This is a genomic window from Caldisericum sp., from assembly GCA_022759145.1.
In the GTDB taxonomy this organism is placed as follows: Bacteria; Caldisericota; Caldisericia; order Caldisericales; family Caldisericaceae; genus Caldisericum.
On the sequence record JAEMPV010000048.1, the window covers coordinates 61,758 to 76,927 of the forward strand.

At 35.4% G+C, this 15,170-nt stretch carries 15 protein-coding genes; 9 read left to right on the plus strand and 6 right to left on the minus strand.

Going from position 1 to position 15,170, the window contains the following annotated elements; genetic code table 11:
- Positions 1–43 precede the first annotated feature (43 nt).
- The 6 genes from JHC30_03230 to deoC all read right to left on the minus strand — a co-directional run bounded on the left by JHC30_03230 (position 44) and on the right by deoC (position 8,160).
- Positions 44–1,147, minus strand: a complete 1,104-nt coding sequence (locus JHC30_03230; GenBank protein MCI4463165.1) for a deoxyguanosinetriphosphate triphosphohydrolase — start codon at positions 1,145–1,147, stop codon at positions 44–46.
- Positions 1,144–3,804: a pyruvate, phosphate dikinase gene (locus tag JHC30_03235; protein MCI4463166.1), complete on the minus strand. Its 2,661-nt coding sequence runs from the start codon at positions 3,802–3,804 to the stop codon at positions 1,144–1,146. The genes JHC30_03230 and JHC30_03235 overlap by 4 nt, the downstream gene beginning before the upstream one ends.
- A 63-nt stretch (positions 3,805–3,867) precedes the next feature.
- Positions 3,868–5,949: a glycine--tRNA ligase subunit beta gene (locus JHC30_03240; GenBank protein ID MCI4463167.1), complete on the minus strand. Its 2,082-nt coding sequence runs from the start codon at positions 5,947–5,949 to the stop codon at positions 3,868–3,870.
- 1 nt (position 5,950) lies between these two features.
- On the minus strand, positions 5,951–6,793 hold the full coding sequence (locus tag JHC30_03245; protein MCI4463168.1) for a glycine--tRNA ligase subunit alpha: 843 nt from the start codon (positions 6,791–6,793) through the stop codon (positions 5,951–5,953).
- 3 nt (positions 6,794–6,796) lie between these two features.
- Positions 6,797–7,504: a DNA repair protein RecO gene (gene recO, locus JHC30_03250; GenBank protein MCI4463169.1), complete on the minus strand. Its 708-nt coding sequence runs from the start codon at positions 7,502–7,504 to the stop codon at positions 6,797–6,799.
- The gene (gene deoC, locus JHC30_03255) at positions 7,504–8,160 is read right to left on the minus strand and encodes a deoxyribose-phosphate aldolase (GenBank protein MCI4463170.1); all 657 of its coding nucleotides are present in this window, start codon (positions 8,158–8,160) and stop codon (positions 7,504–7,506) included. The genes recO and deoC overlap by 1 nt, the downstream gene beginning before the upstream one ends.
- 89 nt (positions 8,161–8,249) lie before the next feature.
- Here deoC and dnaX point away from each other — a divergent pair, with 89 nt between their 5' ends.
- The 9 genes from dnaX (at position 8,250) to JHC30_03300 (ending at position 14,866) form a co-directional block, all read left to right on the plus strand.
- Positions 8,250–9,863 (plus strand): DNA polymerase III subunit gamma/tau, encoded by a 1,614-nt coding sequence (gene dnaX / locus JHC30_03260; protein ID MCI4463171.1) that lies wholly within the window; start codon positions 8,250–8,252, stop codon positions 9,861–9,863.
- On the plus strand, positions 9,860–10,183 hold the full coding sequence (locus tag JHC30_03265; GenBank protein MCI4463172.1) for a YbaB/EbfC family nucleoid-associated protein: 324 nt from the start codon (positions 9,860–9,862) through the stop codon (positions 10,181–10,183). Before dnaX ends, JHC30_03265 begins: the two co-directional genes overlap by 4 nt.
- Positions 10,170–10,775, plus strand: coding sequence for a recombination protein RecR (recR, locus tag JHC30_03270; protein MCI4463173.1), 606 nt, complete (start codon positions 10,170–10,172; stop codon positions 10,773–10,775). The genes JHC30_03265 and recR overlap by 14 nt, the downstream gene beginning before the upstream one ends.
- Before the next feature lie 15 nt (positions 10,776–10,790).
- Positions 10,791–12,071: a phosphopyruvate hydratase gene (eno, locus tag JHC30_03275; protein MCI4463174.1), complete on the plus strand. Its 1,281-nt coding sequence runs from the start codon at positions 10,791–10,793 to the stop codon at positions 12,069–12,071.
- 3 nt (positions 12,072–12,074) lie between these two features.
- On the plus strand, positions 12,075–12,893 hold the full coding sequence (gene mutM / locus JHC30_03280) for a bifunctional DNA-formamidopyrimidine glycosylase/DNA-(apurinic or apyrimidinic site) lyase (GenBank protein MCI4463175.1): 819 nt from the start codon (positions 12,075–12,077) through the stop codon (positions 12,891–12,893).
- Between the two features lie 74 nt (positions 12,894–12,967).
- Positions 12,968–13,333 (plus strand): SLBB domain-containing protein, encoded by a 366-nt coding sequence (locus tag JHC30_03285; protein ID MCI4463176.1) that lies wholly within the window; start codon positions 12,968–12,970, stop codon positions 13,331–13,333.
- Between the two features lie 6 nt (positions 13,334–13,339).
- The gene (locus JHC30_03290; GenBank protein ID MCI4463177.1) at positions 13,340–13,477 is read left to right on the plus strand and encodes a helix-hairpin-helix domain-containing protein; all 138 of its coding nucleotides are present in this window, start codon (positions 13,340–13,342) and stop codon (positions 13,475–13,477) included.
- The gene (locus JHC30_03295) at positions 13,477–13,782 is read left to right on the plus strand and encodes a hypothetical protein (GenBank protein ID MCI4463178.1); all 306 of its coding nucleotides are present in this window, start codon (positions 13,477–13,479) and stop codon (positions 13,780–13,782) included. Before JHC30_03290 ends, JHC30_03295 begins: the two co-directional genes overlap by 1 nt.
- Before the next feature lie 283 nt (positions 13,783–14,065).
- Positions 14,066–14,866 carry a ComEC/Rec2 family competence protein gene (locus JHC30_03300; protein MCI4463179.1) on the plus strand — a complete coding sequence of 267 codons (801 nt, stop codon included), beginning with the start codon at positions 14,066–14,068 and terminating at the stop codon, positions 14,864–14,866.
- Positions 14,867–15,170 lie beyond the last annotated feature (304 nt).

A 15,170-nucleotide genomic window follows, 5' to 3' on the forward strand; every position in this document is an offset into this window, starting at 1 on the left:
TATAATTTCCTTTTAAAAAATTTTTGATTTTGAGAAAAATTTTCTATGATATTGGATTGGGAAACATAATACTTTGGACTAATTCGATTGCAAATCGATCGGTCATAGAGGATATATAGTCAGCAATGACTCGAACTTGCTCTCTTTTATTTTCTTTTAAATAGCTAACCGGATCTTTTGTTTGCAAAATAATAGGATGGGAGTACAGATAATCTTTTATTTTCTGTATATTCTCCATATAATAATCAAATAGAAAACTTATTATTATCTTTACTTTTTCCTCCTCTTTCTTTGGCTCTGAACCTACATACACTTTCTCAGTAAGGAAGTTTTTCCACTCGTCCATTGCCTTTTCGACTTCCTCGGAAATAGTTATTCTTTTTTTGTTTCTGCTCTCTTCTATAACATTTAGAATGAGAGTCGAGAGCCTTTTACTATTATTATCTCCAAGAATATTTTTAACGAACTTTGGCACATCATTTTCTTTTACAATTTTAGCACGTATTGCGTCATCAAGGTCATGGTGAAGATATGCAATTCTATCAGAAAGCCTTACCACTTGTCCTTCAAGTGTTGACGGGAGTGCATCTGTCGAAAAGTCTTTTAAGTCTTTCAGTCCTTTGCTATGTTTAGCTATTCCTTCTCGAACCTCATAAGTAAGATTTAATCCAAAAACTTCGTTACCGTCAGATCTTGTTCGCTTTTCAAGTAAATCTACAACTCTTAAGCTCTGTTCCGTATGAACAAATTGCATGTCAGAGAAATATTCTTTTACCTTATTGTTTAAAGCCTCTTCTCCTGCATGTCCGAATGGTGAATGTCCAAGGTCATGTCCTACTGCTATCGCTTCTGTTAAATCAGGATTAAGTCGGAGGGATCGAGAGATGGATCTTGAAATGGCCATTACTTCAAGAGTATGTGTGAGTCGATTCCTATAATGGTCTCCTTTTGGGGCTATAAAGACCTGTGTTTTATATTGAAGTCGTCTAAACGCTTTAGAGTAAATTATCCTATCAACATCCCTTTGAAAATCTGTTCTATAAGGATCTTTTTCTTCGGGGACTGCTCTCCCCTTTGAGTTTTTACTTAGAGTTGCAAGTGGGGAGAGCAGTCTTTCTTCTAATTCTTCGTATTCTTCCCTAATCACTTATCGATAAAAACGGATTTCCCTTTTTCTTTAACTGCAACCTGTGCTGCTGCGAGTCTTGCGATAGGTACTCTGAAAGGTGAGCAACTTACATAATCAAGTCCTGCGTAGTGGAAGAATTCAATAGATTCTGGATCACCACCGTGTTCTCCACAAACTCCAATTTCAAGTGATGGATTTGTATGTCTTCCTAAAACAACACCAATACGAACAAGTTTTCCAACACCATCTCTATCTATTGTCATAAATGGGTCTTTTTCAAGGATTTTATGTTCAAGGTAGTATGGCAAGAATGTTCCTTCTGCATCGTCTCTACTGTAGGCAAAAGTTGTCTGCGTTAAGTCATTAGTCCCGTATGAGAAGAAATCAGCATATTGTGCGATTTGGTCAGCTGTTAAGGCTGCTCTTGGAACTTCAACCATTGTCCCGATCTCTATCTTTGTATTTAACCCTGCTTCGGCAAGCTTTTCTTTTACTATCTTTTCTACTTTTTCACGAAGAATTTTCATTTCATTTACATGTCCAATTAGAGGAAGCATAATTTTTGGTTTTGGATCAAAACCTTCCTTTTTTAGTTGAATTGCGGCATCGACAATTGCCTGTGTTTGCATTTCATAGATTTCTGGGAAAATTATACCAACCCTACAACCTCTGAAACCAATCATCGGGTTAAACTCTGCAAGTTCTTTTGACCTCTTTAATTGTCTTTCTTTTTTCTTAAGGAGTTCTGGGTCTCCATTTGTTTGTCTCAATTCTTCGATTTCTTTCTCAAGTCTTTCTCTTTGAGGTAAGAACTCGTGCAACGGAGGATCAAGAAGCCTTATAATTACTGGATACCCGTCCATTTCTTTAAGAATTTCATAGAAGTCTTTCTTTTGAAGTGGCTCAAGTTTACTTAAGTGTTCTCTACGCTCCTCTGGTGTTTCTGCAATAATCATATCCTGCATTATAGGAAGTCTGTCTGGTTGAAGGAACATTCTTTCAGTTCTACAGAGTCCGACTCCCTCTGCTCCATAATATCTTGCTCTTCTTGCTTCTTCGGGGGTATTTGCGTTTGCTTTTACTCCAAGTTTTCTTAACTCATCAGCCATCTTTAAGAATTCTTCGAACTCACCGCTTAATTCTGGCTCAACCATAGGTACTTCGCCAAGAATAACATTTCCTGTTGTTCCGTCAATAGTTATAATATCATTTTCTTTTACGGTAACTCCATTTACTGTGAATAACTTGTTTTCAAGGTCAAGTTTTATTGACTCTGCACCGACGATACATGGAATACCCATTCCTCTTGCAACGACTGCTGCATGAGCGGTCATTCCTCCACGAGTTGTAAGAATGCCCTGTGAGTGCGCCATTCCTTCCAAGTCTTCTGGAGTTGTCTCAGGTCTTACCAGGATTACTGGCTCACCCTTCTTACCTCTTTCGGCAGCTTCTTTTACATCAAATACAACTTTACCAGAGGCAGCACCTGGGGATGCAGGCAAACCTTTTGCAATAACCTTTACTTCTGCCTTTGGATCTATCATCTTATGTAGTAACTGGTCAATTTGGTCAGTTGAAACTCTTAAGATTGCTTCTTCTTTTGTTATGAGTCCTTCCTTTACCATGTCAACTGCAATTTTTACGGCAGCACGCGCAGTTCTCTTGCCTGAACGAGTCTGAAGCATGTAGAGCTTCCCTTTTTCGATCGTGAACTCCATGTCTTGCATGTCTCTATAGTGATGCTCAAGAATATCTGCTACTCTTAGAAGTTCTTGATAGGTTTGGGGCATTTCATTTGCAAGTTCGTCTATCTGTTTTGGCGTTCTAATTCCTGCAACAACATCTTCTCCCTGTGCGTTTACAAGATACTCGCCGTAAAGTTTTTTCTCACCAGTAGAGGGATTCCTTGTGAAGGCAACTCCAGTTGCTGAATCGTTGCCCATATTGCCGAAGACCATCATAACGATATTTACAGCTGTACCTAAATCATCTGGAATCTTATTAAGCATTCTATAAGTAATAGCTCTTGGATTGTTCCATGATTTGAAAACTGCTTCTATTGCAAGGAACAACTGCTCCATTGGATCCTGAGGGAAATCTTTTCCAGTATGTTCTTTATAGAGCTTCTTGTAATCTGCTATTACTTCTTTTAGAACATCCTCTGTAAGTTCCACATCTGAAGTAAATCCGTGTTTTTCTTTGTGTGCCGAAAGGATCTTCTCGAACTCCTCATGCGGAACACCCATTACAACATCACCAAACATCTGAATGAACCTTCTGTAACTATCATAAGCAAATCTACCATTCTGGGTAAGCTTCTTTAATCCTTCAACCGCCTCGTCATTAAGCCCAAGGTTAAGAATTGTGTCCATCATTCCTGGCATAGAAACGGGTGCTCCAGATCTAACTGAGACAAGAAGAGGATTCTCGGGATCTCCAAATTTCTTTCCGGTTTTTTGTTCAAGTTTTCTTAGGTGCTCTAGTACTTCTTGCTTAATCTCCTCGCTTATGTAGCCTTTCTTCTGATAGTCTTTGCAAGCTTCTGTTGTAATTGTAAAACCTGGTGGAACAGGAAGTCCAATTCTTGTCATTTCAGCAAGTCCTGCTCCTTTACCGCCAAGAAGGTTTCGCATTTTTTCGCTACCTTCTTCAAAATCATAAACCCATTTTGCCATAATTACCTCCATTACTAAAATTTTTTCTAATCTTTATATTTTACCATAAATAAGCTGAATGTGTTATTTTTCTATCACAACTTCAGAAAACATTGCAAAACTCTCAAAGACCTGCAGTACATTTGAAAGTAGTGCAAGTCTGTTGTTTCTTATTTTTTCATCTTTATCCATTACAAGAACATGATCAAAAAACTTATTAACTGCCGGAACATATAGATATAGAAGATGGATTATTGCATCGTAATCACCGTTTTTAATAAGTTCTGAAATCAGCTTTTCACTTTCCTTTGTTACTTCGAATAATTCCTTTTCCTCTTTCTCGATCAACAGATCCGGAACGATCAAACTACTATTTAAACTCGCTTTTTGTAAAATGTTTCGTATTCTTTTATGTGCAATAACAATTTCCTTGAACTTTTCATCATCTTTATACTTTTCAAGCGTTTTTGCCCTTTCAAGGAATGTAGGAAGGAAATCTATAGGAAGTTCAGTAACAGCATTTGCACTATCATAACTTATGTTATTAGACCTAATAAAGTAGTTTGCTCTTTCCTTTAAAAGGTTTACTACTTCTTTTGAAATCTCCGTTTTCTCTTTATCTAATTCTTTAAGGCTCGCAATAAATTCAATAAGTTTTGTGATAGGGAATTCTTTTTGTTCAAGAGACATAACAACCTGAACTATAGAAAGTGCGCTCCTTCTTAGTCCAAGCGGATCTTTTGAACTTGTAAACTCGATTCCTTTCCCAATACTTAAAACAAGCGTATCCAATTTATCTATGATACTTAAGTATTTTCCAAGAGTACTCTTTGGAAGGTCATCTCCCGCAAATCTTGGTAAGTATTGTTCGGCTATTGCCTGCGAGATTTCATCTTCTAAACCTTCCAGTTTTGCGTAAATGCCACCCATTGTTCCCTGTAGCTCTGGGAACTCCTTCACGACTTGAGTTGTTATGTCAGCCTTAGATAAGTAGGCTGCTTTTTTAAAAAGGGACGAGGTCCTATCATCGAGCGATAAAAGTCTACTTAAAAATTCTGAAATCTGAACAAGTCTCTCTGTTTTATCGTAGAGCGTTCCAAGTCCGTTAATAAAAATTATATCTTTTAGTTTTTCTACTCTTGATTCAAGTTTTTCTTTTTTATCTTCTTCAAAGAAGAAGGCACCATCATAGAGCCTTGCAGTTGCAACCTTTTCATAGCCTTTTTTAACGTTTTCAATAAAGTCTGAGATTCCGTTTCTCACTCCTATAAAATACGGCATTACTTTGCTTGAATCTTTCGAGAAAACAGGAAAAGATTTTAGATGATCTTTTATAACACTTTCTACAATACAGTCGGGTATATTAAAGTTCAAAAGATTAAGTTCACAAAGAAATGGCGTTGGAAATTCAGTTAAATTAACAACTTCCTCTAAAAACTCAGGTTCATACTTTACACGTCCAGAAACCGATGAAGCAAGTTTTTTTAGTTCTTTTTCGACAATATTTTTTCTCTCTTCAAATTCAAGAATGACATAACGTTCTCTTAATTTTTTAAAATAATCAATCGGGCTATCACAAATAAATTCAATAGGAGAGTCAAAATAAAATCCATATGACTTGTTTGAAGATTTGATACCAGCATATTCTATATCAACTATATCGTTACCAAAAAGCGAAAGCAAACTTCTAATGGGGCGAATGAAAACAACATTTGACTCATTCCATCTCATACCGCGGGGAAAGTTAAGATTTTTAAGAGCAAATTGCGCAACTTCCTTTAGAATTTCGACTGCAGACCTTCCTGAGATCTTCTTGTATCCGAATATGTATTTATTCCCTTTAATTTCCTTTGTCTCAATATCTTGATAAGTTAGTCCATTATTTTCAATAAACTTCTTTAATGCCTCTGTTTCTTTTCCTTCCTCGTCATATGCAATCTTATAAGGTGGGCCTTTAATTTCGTTTATGCTATCTTCTTCTTTTTCGTTAACATCCCTTATATAAAGAACGAGCCTTCTCGGTGTTCCGTATGTTAAAATTTCGCCATGCTGAAGTTTGTATTCGGACAACTTCTTTGTAGAAAGTTCCCTTAATTGAAAGGCAAGGTCGTTTATAAGCCTTGCTGGCATCTCCTCTGTATAAACCTCAAATAGAAAATCTCTCATGTTATCCCTCTCTTTCCAAAACAATTTTAGCAGAAAGTTCGGCAAGATTTCTCATTCTTCCAATCATATTCTGTCTTTCGTTTACGCTTATTACACCGCGTGCATCAAGTAGGTTAAAAGTGTGAGAGCACTTAAGAAGATACATATATCCAGGCATAAGAACGCCCTTCTCCAAAATCCTCTTTGCCTCACTCTCGTATTTATCAAAAAGTTCAAAGAGGAGTTTGGGATCACTTTCATCAAATGCATAAATGCATTCCTCTCGCTCTTCGTTTTTCCTTAGTTCACCATATGTTGTTGTTTCGTTCCATTGAATATCAAATATGTTATCCTTATCTTGCAAAAACATCGCAAGCCTTTCAAGTCCATATGTTATTTCTACGGATACCGGATCAAGCATAACTCCTGCAGCCAACTGGAAGTAAGTGAATTGAGTGATTTCAAGTCCATCGAGCCTTACTTCCCAGCCAACACCTTGAGCGCCAAGAACAGCAGTTTCCCAGTTGTCTTCAAGGAATTTAATTTCGTGTTTAGCGAGTTTTAAGCCGAGATATTTCAAACTGTCAAGATAAATATCCTTTATGTTTGGAAGCGGTGGTTTTATGATTACTTGAAATTGGTGGTGCATATAAAGCCTATTTGGATTCTCCCCATATCTACCATCTGCAGGGCGTCTTGAAGGCTGTACATATGCAACTCGCCAGGGCTTTTTTCCAAGTACTTTTAGAAATGTATATGGGCTTAAGGTACCTGCACCTACCTCCTGATCAAAAGGAGGCAGTATAACACATCCTTGCTTCTGCCAAAAATGCTCCAACTTAGAAATTAATTCCTGAAAATACATATTTCACCTCACATTCAAATTCTTTATGCTTTCTAAAAATTTTCGGTACTCATCCATCTCGTACTTCTCAATTATATAGGAATTCAAAAGATCTAAAATCTCTTTACTTCTTTTGATTTTAAGCATTTCAGGGTTTGCTAATTTACTTACATTATACGCTTCCTCAAATACATCCTTAGGAACTAAAAAACCAGATTGCAAATTAAACCCATCATTTTGCGTAGAGAAATAGACAGTCTCTTCGCTTCCTTTAGGAAAACTTACAGGGTTTCCTAATAACTTCAAAAGATGAAACATATAATACAGTATCGCTAAATCAACATACTCATTCGGTGTATTGTCTAAGAAATCAAGAGTTTTTAAAGTTAACTCAAGAATCTGCTTGTTTTCCTCTTCATAAGGTATTAGCAGGAGAAGGAGTTCTTTAATATAAAGAAGGGCAACCATTTTCGACAAATCCACTTTGGCTTGCTCGTAACTTTTAATCATCTCAACTTCAGTTGCAATATATGTGCTACTTTTCTTGTATAGTTGTACCTTTTCGAAAACAAATAGGTCTGTATAGCCAGAACGTTTTGAGTTTGAACTTCTTACGGAACGAAATTTCACATTAACTTTACCAAGCCTATCAGTTAACATAACCACATATCGGTCGGTATCCTTCGTGTCGAAAGAGGTTATTGTGATGCCAGTTACATTTATGTATCCCATTAAGTTACTATTTCAATACTCTTGCTTGCACCGATTCTTGTTGCCCCAGCTTTTACCATCTTCACTGCCGTTTCGTAATCTCTAATTCCACCTGAAGCCTTAACTCCTATGTAAGGTGGAACGACTGATCTTATTAGTTGAACATCTTCAACTGTTGCTCCACCACTTCCAAAACCTGTTGAAGTTTTAACAAATTGAGCACCTGCAGAAACTGCCAATGTAGAAGCGATAATTTTTTCTTCTTGAGTCAATAAACAAGTTTCTATGATAACTTTTACGATTCTATTTGACGATGCCTTCACTACTTCCCTAATATCATTTTCAACTTTTCCATATTCTTTTGCTTTCAAATACCCTATGTGGATTACCATATCAATTTCATCTGCTCCGTCTTTAATCGCCCTTTCTGTTTCAGAAACTTTTGCATAGGTAGAGGATGCGCCTAACGGAAATCCAACAACCGATGCAACTTTTACGTTACTATCCTTAAGTATTCTCTTAGCTAATTCTACATATGAAGAGTTTACGCAAACTGCAAAAAACTTGTACTCGAGCGCTTCGTTACAAAGTTTCTCTATGTCCTTGGGAGTCGCTTCTGGCTTTAGAAGCGTGTGATCGATAATACTTCTTAAATAATCTTTTGAAATTTCTTCCATGCGTTATCACCTCTTACACATTTTACGAATTTATAAATTTTAATCAAGGCTGTATTTTAATAATCCGTGTTTGATGCTATAATTTTATTATGGATTACATAGCGTTGTACAGGAAATATAGACCTCAAACTTTTGATGAGGTCGTTGAACAAGAATCAGTTGTAAAAGTTTTGCGCGCTGAGTTAAAACAGGGTAAAATTTCTCATGCATATCTTTTTGCAGGCCCAAAAGGATCTGGTAAGACTACCATTGCAAGGATATTTGCAAAAGGGTTGAACTGTGTTAATGGTCCTACAGATACACCGTGCCTAAAGTGCGATAACTGCATTGCAATTACAAATGGTGCAAGTCTTGATGTAATTGAAATAGATGCTGCTTCTAATAGAGGCATAGATGAAATTCGAAATCTTAAAGAGCATGTTCAATATGTTCCTGTTAATTCCAAATATAAAGTGTACATTATAGATGAAGCACATATGCTTACACCGCAAGCTTTTAATGCCCTTTTAAAGACTCTCGAAGAACCGCCCAAAAATGTTGTATTTATACTTGCAACAACAGAATCTGACAAGATTCCTCCTACGATTTCTTCAAGATGCGAGCGATTGTACTTTAAGCCAATAAGCATTAAAGGATTGAGTAAGAAAGTCCAGGAAATTGCAAAGAAGGAAGGTGCAGAAATTACAGATGCTGCAAGCGAACTTATTGCAAGAGTCTCGTCTGGCTCTCTGAGAAATGCTTTAAGCTTACTTGAACAGGTTATAACCGTTTCTTCGTCTATAGACGAAGAAACGGTACGAAATCTTCTTGATATTCCTGATGAAAAATTCGTGCTGAATTTGGCTTCTGCTCTTATACAGGGAAGAACAGAAATGATTTTTTCAAGTATTAGGCAAATGGAAGTAAATGGACGAGACCCGAAAATTTTCCTTAATGAGTTAGGTGAATTTTTTGAAGATTTGTTAGCAATGAAATTGGGTAACAATACTCTTGTAGAAGAAAAACGAGACAAGGAAGTTGTTGCTGAGATGAAAGAACTATTAAAAACAACAACTCTTAGAAAATTAGTTGAAATTTCTAAAATTTTCATTGATATATCAAACAAGATTAAAACTTATAAGGACACATATTTTGCGATACTTGTTGAATTCCTTGACTATTTAAAGGGATTTGAGGATTTTGAGGGACGGATAGAGAAGCCTGTAATGGAAGAAAACATTTCTTTGAAATCTGTGAAAACGGAAGAACCCCAGTTTACGCAGGAACCCGTTATCGAAGAAACATTACCAACTGAGAATGATAATAGATTAGAGGAGAAGAAAAGTATTGGAGAAATTGATATTGAGAAAATAAGTGCGTTATGGGATGCTGTAATTAATGAAGTTAAACAAAAAAGTGTGCCAACTGCAACGCTTTTAGTCAAATGCAAACCTGTTGCTGTAAAAAACGAAGTGGTAGAAATACTACCTGATAAGCCTTTTGTGCTTAACATTTTGAAAGAGAAAGGTAATATTGATATAGTCGAAGGAGCTTTAAGAAAATTAACAGGCAAGCAGTTAAAAGTTACTTATATTGAACCAAAAGAAGAGCCAAAGATTACCAAGGAAGAAAAGATAAAACAAATTGAAAATAAAAAGGAGATCCAGGAGATTCTAAATCTTTTTGAAGGAACAATAACAGATATTAAGGAGGAAAAGAAATGAGGAACTTTAACGACATTTTAAGGCAAGCACAAGAACTTCAAAAGAAACTTGAGCAGATAAATGCTGAACTTGAGCAAACAGAAGTTGAAGCAACTGCTCAAAATATTGTAAAAGCAGTTGTTAATGGGAAACTCGAAATTATTTCTGTGCAGATACTACAAGAAAATATTGGAGATCTCGACAAGGAAATGTTAGAAGACCTTATAGTTGTTGCGATAAAAGAGGCACAGAACAAAGCAAAAATTATAGCACAACAAAAATTTGCAACGCTTGGCGCTCTGGGAAGCCTTCTTCCAAATTTCCCAAATGGAATTAACTAATAAATTAAAATCTTTAATAGAAGAAATAGAGAAACTTCCGTCGATCGGCCCAAAAACAGCCGAGAGGATTGCCTTATTTCTTTTGTCAGAAGATGAGTCAAATGTAAAAAAATTTATAGACACTCTTTTGGACGCAAGAGCCAACTTACACCTTTGTCCTGTTTGTTTTAATCTCACTGATAAGGAAATATGTGATATTTGTAGCGATGAAGCAAGGGATAAGTCTGTAATTTGTGTTGTTGAGGAGGTTAATGACCTTCTTGCAATCGAAAAAACAGGTGCATATAAGGGTGTGTATCATGTTTTGCATGGAGATATTGACCCCATAAATCACAGAGGACCCGATCAGATTAAATTGAAAGAGTTGCTTGACAGAGTAAAAAGCTCGGATGTCAAAGAGGTTATACTTGCAACTAATCCTGATTTTAATGGAGATATGACCGCAACCTACATTGCAAAATTGATAAATTCTGTTAAAATGGAAGTTAGAATAACACGCATAGCAGTAGGATTGCCAAAGGAAGCAGAAATTGGACTTGCAGATACTTTAACACTTTCTATGGCAATAAAGGAAAGAAAAGAATATAAATAATTTTAGGAGGCTAAAATGAGTGAGATTATCTATGTAAAAGCAAGAGAGATTTTGGACTCAAGAGGAAATCCAACCATCGAGACAGAAGTTGTTCTCGAAAGTGGAGCGGTTGGTGTTGCTGCGGTTCCTTCAGGAAAATCAACCGGAAAGTTTGAGGCTGTTGAACTAAGGGATGGTGATAAATCAAGATTTAACGGTAAGGGTGTTCTAAACGCCGTAAGAAATGTAAATGAGATTATTGCTGAAGCAGTTGTAGGAATGGAAGCAGCAGAGCAGTACCTTATCGATAAAACTATGATCGAACTCGATGGTACAAAAAACAAAAGCAAACTTGGTGCAAATGCGATCTTAAGTGTTTCTCTTGCAGTTGCAAGAGCACAGGCAAACGAACTTGGTTTATCTTTATTTCAGTACATTGGTGGCATTAATGCAAACCTTTTACCGGTTCCTCAACTTAATATACTTAACGGTGGAGCGCATGCTGATTCAGGACTGGATATTCAGGAATTCCTTATTTTACCCGTAAATTTTCCATCATTTAGAGAAGCAATAAGAGCAGGCGCTGAGGTTTATAGTAGTCTTTCATCGATTCTCAAAAAGAACGGATATTCTGTAGCAGTTGGTGATGAGGGTGGCTTTGCACCTAAAGTGAAGAATACAGAAGAGGCTTTAAGTTTAATTGTCGATGCGATAACTAATGCAAATTATATAGCAGGAAAAGATATTTTGTTGGGTATTGATGCTGCTGCAAGTAGCTTTTTTGAAGATGGATACTATAACTTCGAAGGCGCAAAATTGACCTCTACCGAAATGATCGATTTCTATGAAAATCTTCTCAAGAAATTCCCTATCATTTCAATTGAAGACGGTCTTGCAGAAGAAGATTGGGATGGATGGGTTGAACTTACAAAGAGATTAGGTGATAAGGTTCAACTTGTTGGTGATGATATTTATGTAACAAATATTGAAAGATTTTCAAAAGGCATTGAATTAAAGGCTTCAAATGCAATTCTCATTAAACTTAATCAAATAGGAACTCTTACGGAGACACTTAAAGTTATACAAGTAGCTAAGGACAATGGGTTTAACGCAGTAGTATCTCACAGGTCAGGAGAAACTGCAGATGCATTTATTTCACACCTTGTTGTTGGTATGAATGTGGGACAAATTAAGAGCGGCGCACCGGCAAGAATCGAAAGAGTTGAAAAGTATAATGAACTTATGAGGATCGAAGAAGAACTCGGAGAAGCAGCACAATTTGCAGGTATTGGCATATTCAAAAAATATCTTAAATAGCCTATGCCTGAGGTAGTTGAAGTAAATTTTCTTAAAGATGAAATTGCCTCCGCCTTCCTTGGCAAAAGGTTGGTGGAGGCAGTTTTAAATAATGAAAAAATTTCAAATGTAAGCAAAGAAAAGTTCTCAAAAGAACTCGAGGGTGAAACTCTTGAGCAAGTTGGAAGACATGGGAAAGTGTTAATCTTAAAATTTACAAATGATAAATATCTTCTACTACATTTTTTATTAACTGGTTTTTTGCGATTAATCGAAGAGGCAGAAAAGGAAAAGGCACAAGCTTATCTTACTTTCGATAATGGACAATCTATAGGAATTTTTGGAATAATGTCAAATGGCTTTTTAAATTATCACAAGACAAAAAATATAAAGGATGTAGATGAAATAAAGCAACTTGGAGTTGATGTGCTAAGTGAGGACTTTAATATAAAGAAATTCAAGGAAATATTAAATGAGTTCAAGAACAAGAGCATAAAAGACATACTTCTTGATCAAAGTATTATTGCAGGGCTTGGTAATGCATACTCTGATGAGATCCTATTTGAATCAAAAATCCACCCCAAAAGGAAAGCAAAAGACCTAACCGACAAAGAAATTGATACTATTTACAAAAAAATCTTTGAAGTACTGGATAAGGCAAAAAAATACGGAGGAGCAAGCGAGCTATCTTTCGTCCACCTTGATGGGACTAAAGGGCATTTTCATGAACATTTTATAGTCCACAAAAAGGAAGGGGAAAACTGTCCTGTTTGCGGTAATCCAATAGAAGTTATTAAGATTGGAGGAAGAAGCTCTTATTATTGCCCTCATTGTCAGAGATGAACATTGGATACAATTGACACCAAAAAATAATTGTAATATCTATTCTTCTTATTTTTATTTCGTTTGGATTGGGCTTGTATGTTGGGAAAACTTATATTGCTAATAAACCTAAGGAACCAGAAATTGCTCCACAAATAATTGAAAACCAGCGCCAAAAGATTAAAGTATACGTTACTGGTGAAGTTAAACATCCCGATGTTTATGAACTGGATGAGAACTCCATTGTGAAGGATGTAATTGCTCTTGCTGGTGGTGCAAACGAAAATGCAGACTTGATTTCAATAAATCTTGCTAAAAAATTGAGCGATGGCGAAGAAGTGATAGTTCCTGCAAAAGGAAGTAATTCGAATGTTTCAACTTCTAATCAGAATGGCACAATAACACCTAACATAGGAAAAATCAATATAAACACAGCAACAAAAGAACAACTAATGACCTAGCCAGGCATATGGGAAGTAAAAGCACAGGCAATAATTGATTACAGAATAAAAAACGGACCTTTCAAGTCTATACATGACATAGTAAATGTATCGGGAATTGGCGAAAAAACTTTTGAAAAAATTGAAAACTTGATTACGGTGTAATGCTTTCTATTCTTGTTTTCTTATCAGTATTATTGGGACTTGGTTTTTCAATTGCATATATTACGCAAAATTTTATTATCCTTTCTATTCTGATAGCTATATTTATATTGATAATCACAATTTCTAAAAAGAATTTTGTCATTGGTTTACTTTTGATTTTCCTCATTGCCGTTTTAAATGGAATAAATACTTATAAGGTAATTTTAAAAACAACGAACTATAAACCTTATACCGAAAATACTGCAGTTGAGGGTGTGGTAAAAGACTTTTTTGACATAAATGGAGAAAACTATATACTTTATTAGATCAAATAGAATAGAAGGAGAGAGTAAGAAATTAGTTTTAAAAGTCTACTCAAAGGACATACCGCCACCAAAAAACTCCGAGATAAAAATAAGGGGCAAAATATTAAAGAACGACCATAATATGATTTTTTACCAAAACACTTTATCTTTGTTCCCTGAGAATACAGAAGTTATTCACGTATCAAAATTTTATGAATTTCTATCAAGTTTAAGACTTACGATAGTAAAAAATATATGATCTACCTTAAAAAGTGAAGAGGGTGACCTTCTACTTTCTTCTCTAATTGGTATTAACACTCTCGAAAGCAATACTAAAACAGACTTCCATCTATCAGGAACTGCGCATATACTTGCAATTTCTGGGCTCCACATAGGTATTTTCTTTTTATTTTTTAGTCTTGTTTTTAAATTTATCGGCATTTTTTCATTCTTATTTGCGCTAGCTTTTACCTTTTTATTTTTAGTTTTCATTGGTTTAAAGTTTTCGGCGATAAGAGCATTTATTATGCTTGTAGTACTTGTATTAAGCAATCAACTTGGAAGAGGAAGAAATCTCCTTAACTCGCTTTTGGTTGCAATGTCTGTTATATTAATCCTTTTTCCGGATGCCTTGATTTCACTGAGCTTTTATCTCTCATGTCTTGCAATCTTAGGAATTATTGTTGCCTCTAATCTTAAGTTTAAAAGTCGGCTCCTTAATGCGTTAAATATTTCCTTCTTTGTGAATTTTTACGAAGCACCTTTAATGATTAATTTTTTCAAAAACATTTCAATTGTTTCTCTTGTTCTAAATTTAATCGTAATTCCCTATATGGGTGTCTTGCTTCCTATTGGGTTAATTTATATTATTGTAAGTCTCATTTCCGTTAATATTGCATCTCATTTTTCTTTTTTAATTAGCCTCCTATATGGCATTTTGATTTTTGTCGTTAGCGTTGCCTCAAGAACCCCCTTTTCTTTTGCACCGGGCTCTTTTAGTTTATTTCAATTTATCACAGCAGATATACTAATTTTCATTGCAACCCTTTATCTGCTTTCAAAGAAAAATAAAGCACTAAATTTGTTATTGCCTTTTCAGTTTTAATTTTGATGTTATCTTTCTTATTTTACAACAGCCTTTCAAGCAAAGTAATAGTTGATAATTTTCAGGATTCCAAAGTTATTATTGCAAAAAGTATAGGAGAGTCTTTTATTGTTACACAAGAAGCAAATAATTCATTGGATAAATACCTGTACAATATTTTAAGGAAAAACGGAATTAACAAAATAAATGCTCTTATATTACTAAAAAAACCAACGATAAAAGAGGGTTCACAAATTAACGAATTAACCCATAAAAGGATCAGTATAGTAAAAGTTTACGCTTTTCCCCTGGTTTCGAAAGATTA

Excerpts from the sequence above, each read along its gene's own strand:
- JHC30_03235 (MCI4463166.1), bottom strand. The coding sequence starts at position 3,804 with ATGGCAAAATGGGTTTATGATTTTGAAGAAGGTAGCGAAAAAATGCGA.
- JHC30_03240 (MCI4463167.1), bottom strand. The coding sequence starts at position 5,949 with ATGAGAGATTTTCTATTTGAGGTTTATACAGAGGAGATGCCAGCAAGG.
- JHC30_03245 (MCI4463168.1), bottom strand. The coding sequence starts at position 6,793 with ATGTATTTTCAGGAATTAATTTCTAAGTTGGAGCATTTTTGGCAGAAG.
- recO (MCI4463169.1), bottom strand. The coding sequence starts at position 7,504 with ATGGGATACATAAATGTAACTGGCATCACAATAACCTCTTTCGACACG.
- deoC (MCI4463170.1), bottom strand. The coding sequence starts at position 8,160 with ATGGAAGAAATTTCAAAAGATTATTTAAGAAGTATTATCGATCACACG.
- dnaX (MCI4463171.1), top strand. The coding sequence starts at position 8,250 with ATGGATTACATAGCGTTGTACAGGAAATATAGACCTCAAACTTTTGAT.
- JHC30_03265 (MCI4463172.1), top strand. The coding sequence starts at position 9,860 with ATGAGGAACTTTAACGACATTTTAAGGCAAGCACAAGAACTTCAAAAG.
- recR (MCI4463173.1), top strand. The coding sequence starts at position 10,170 with ATGGAATTAACTAATAAATTAAAATCTTTAATAGAAGAAATAGAGAAA.
- eno (MCI4463174.1), top strand. The coding sequence starts at position 10,791 with ATGAGTGAGATTATCTATGTAAAAGCAAGAGAGATTTTGGACTCAAGA.
- mutM (MCI4463175.1), top strand. The coding sequence starts at position 12,075 with ATGCCTGAGGTAGTTGAAGTAAATTTTCTTAAAGATGAAATTGCCTCC.
- JHC30_03295 (MCI4463178.1), top strand. The coding sequence starts at position 13,477 with ATGCTTTCTATTCTTGTTTTCTTATCAGTATTATTGGGACTTGGTTTT.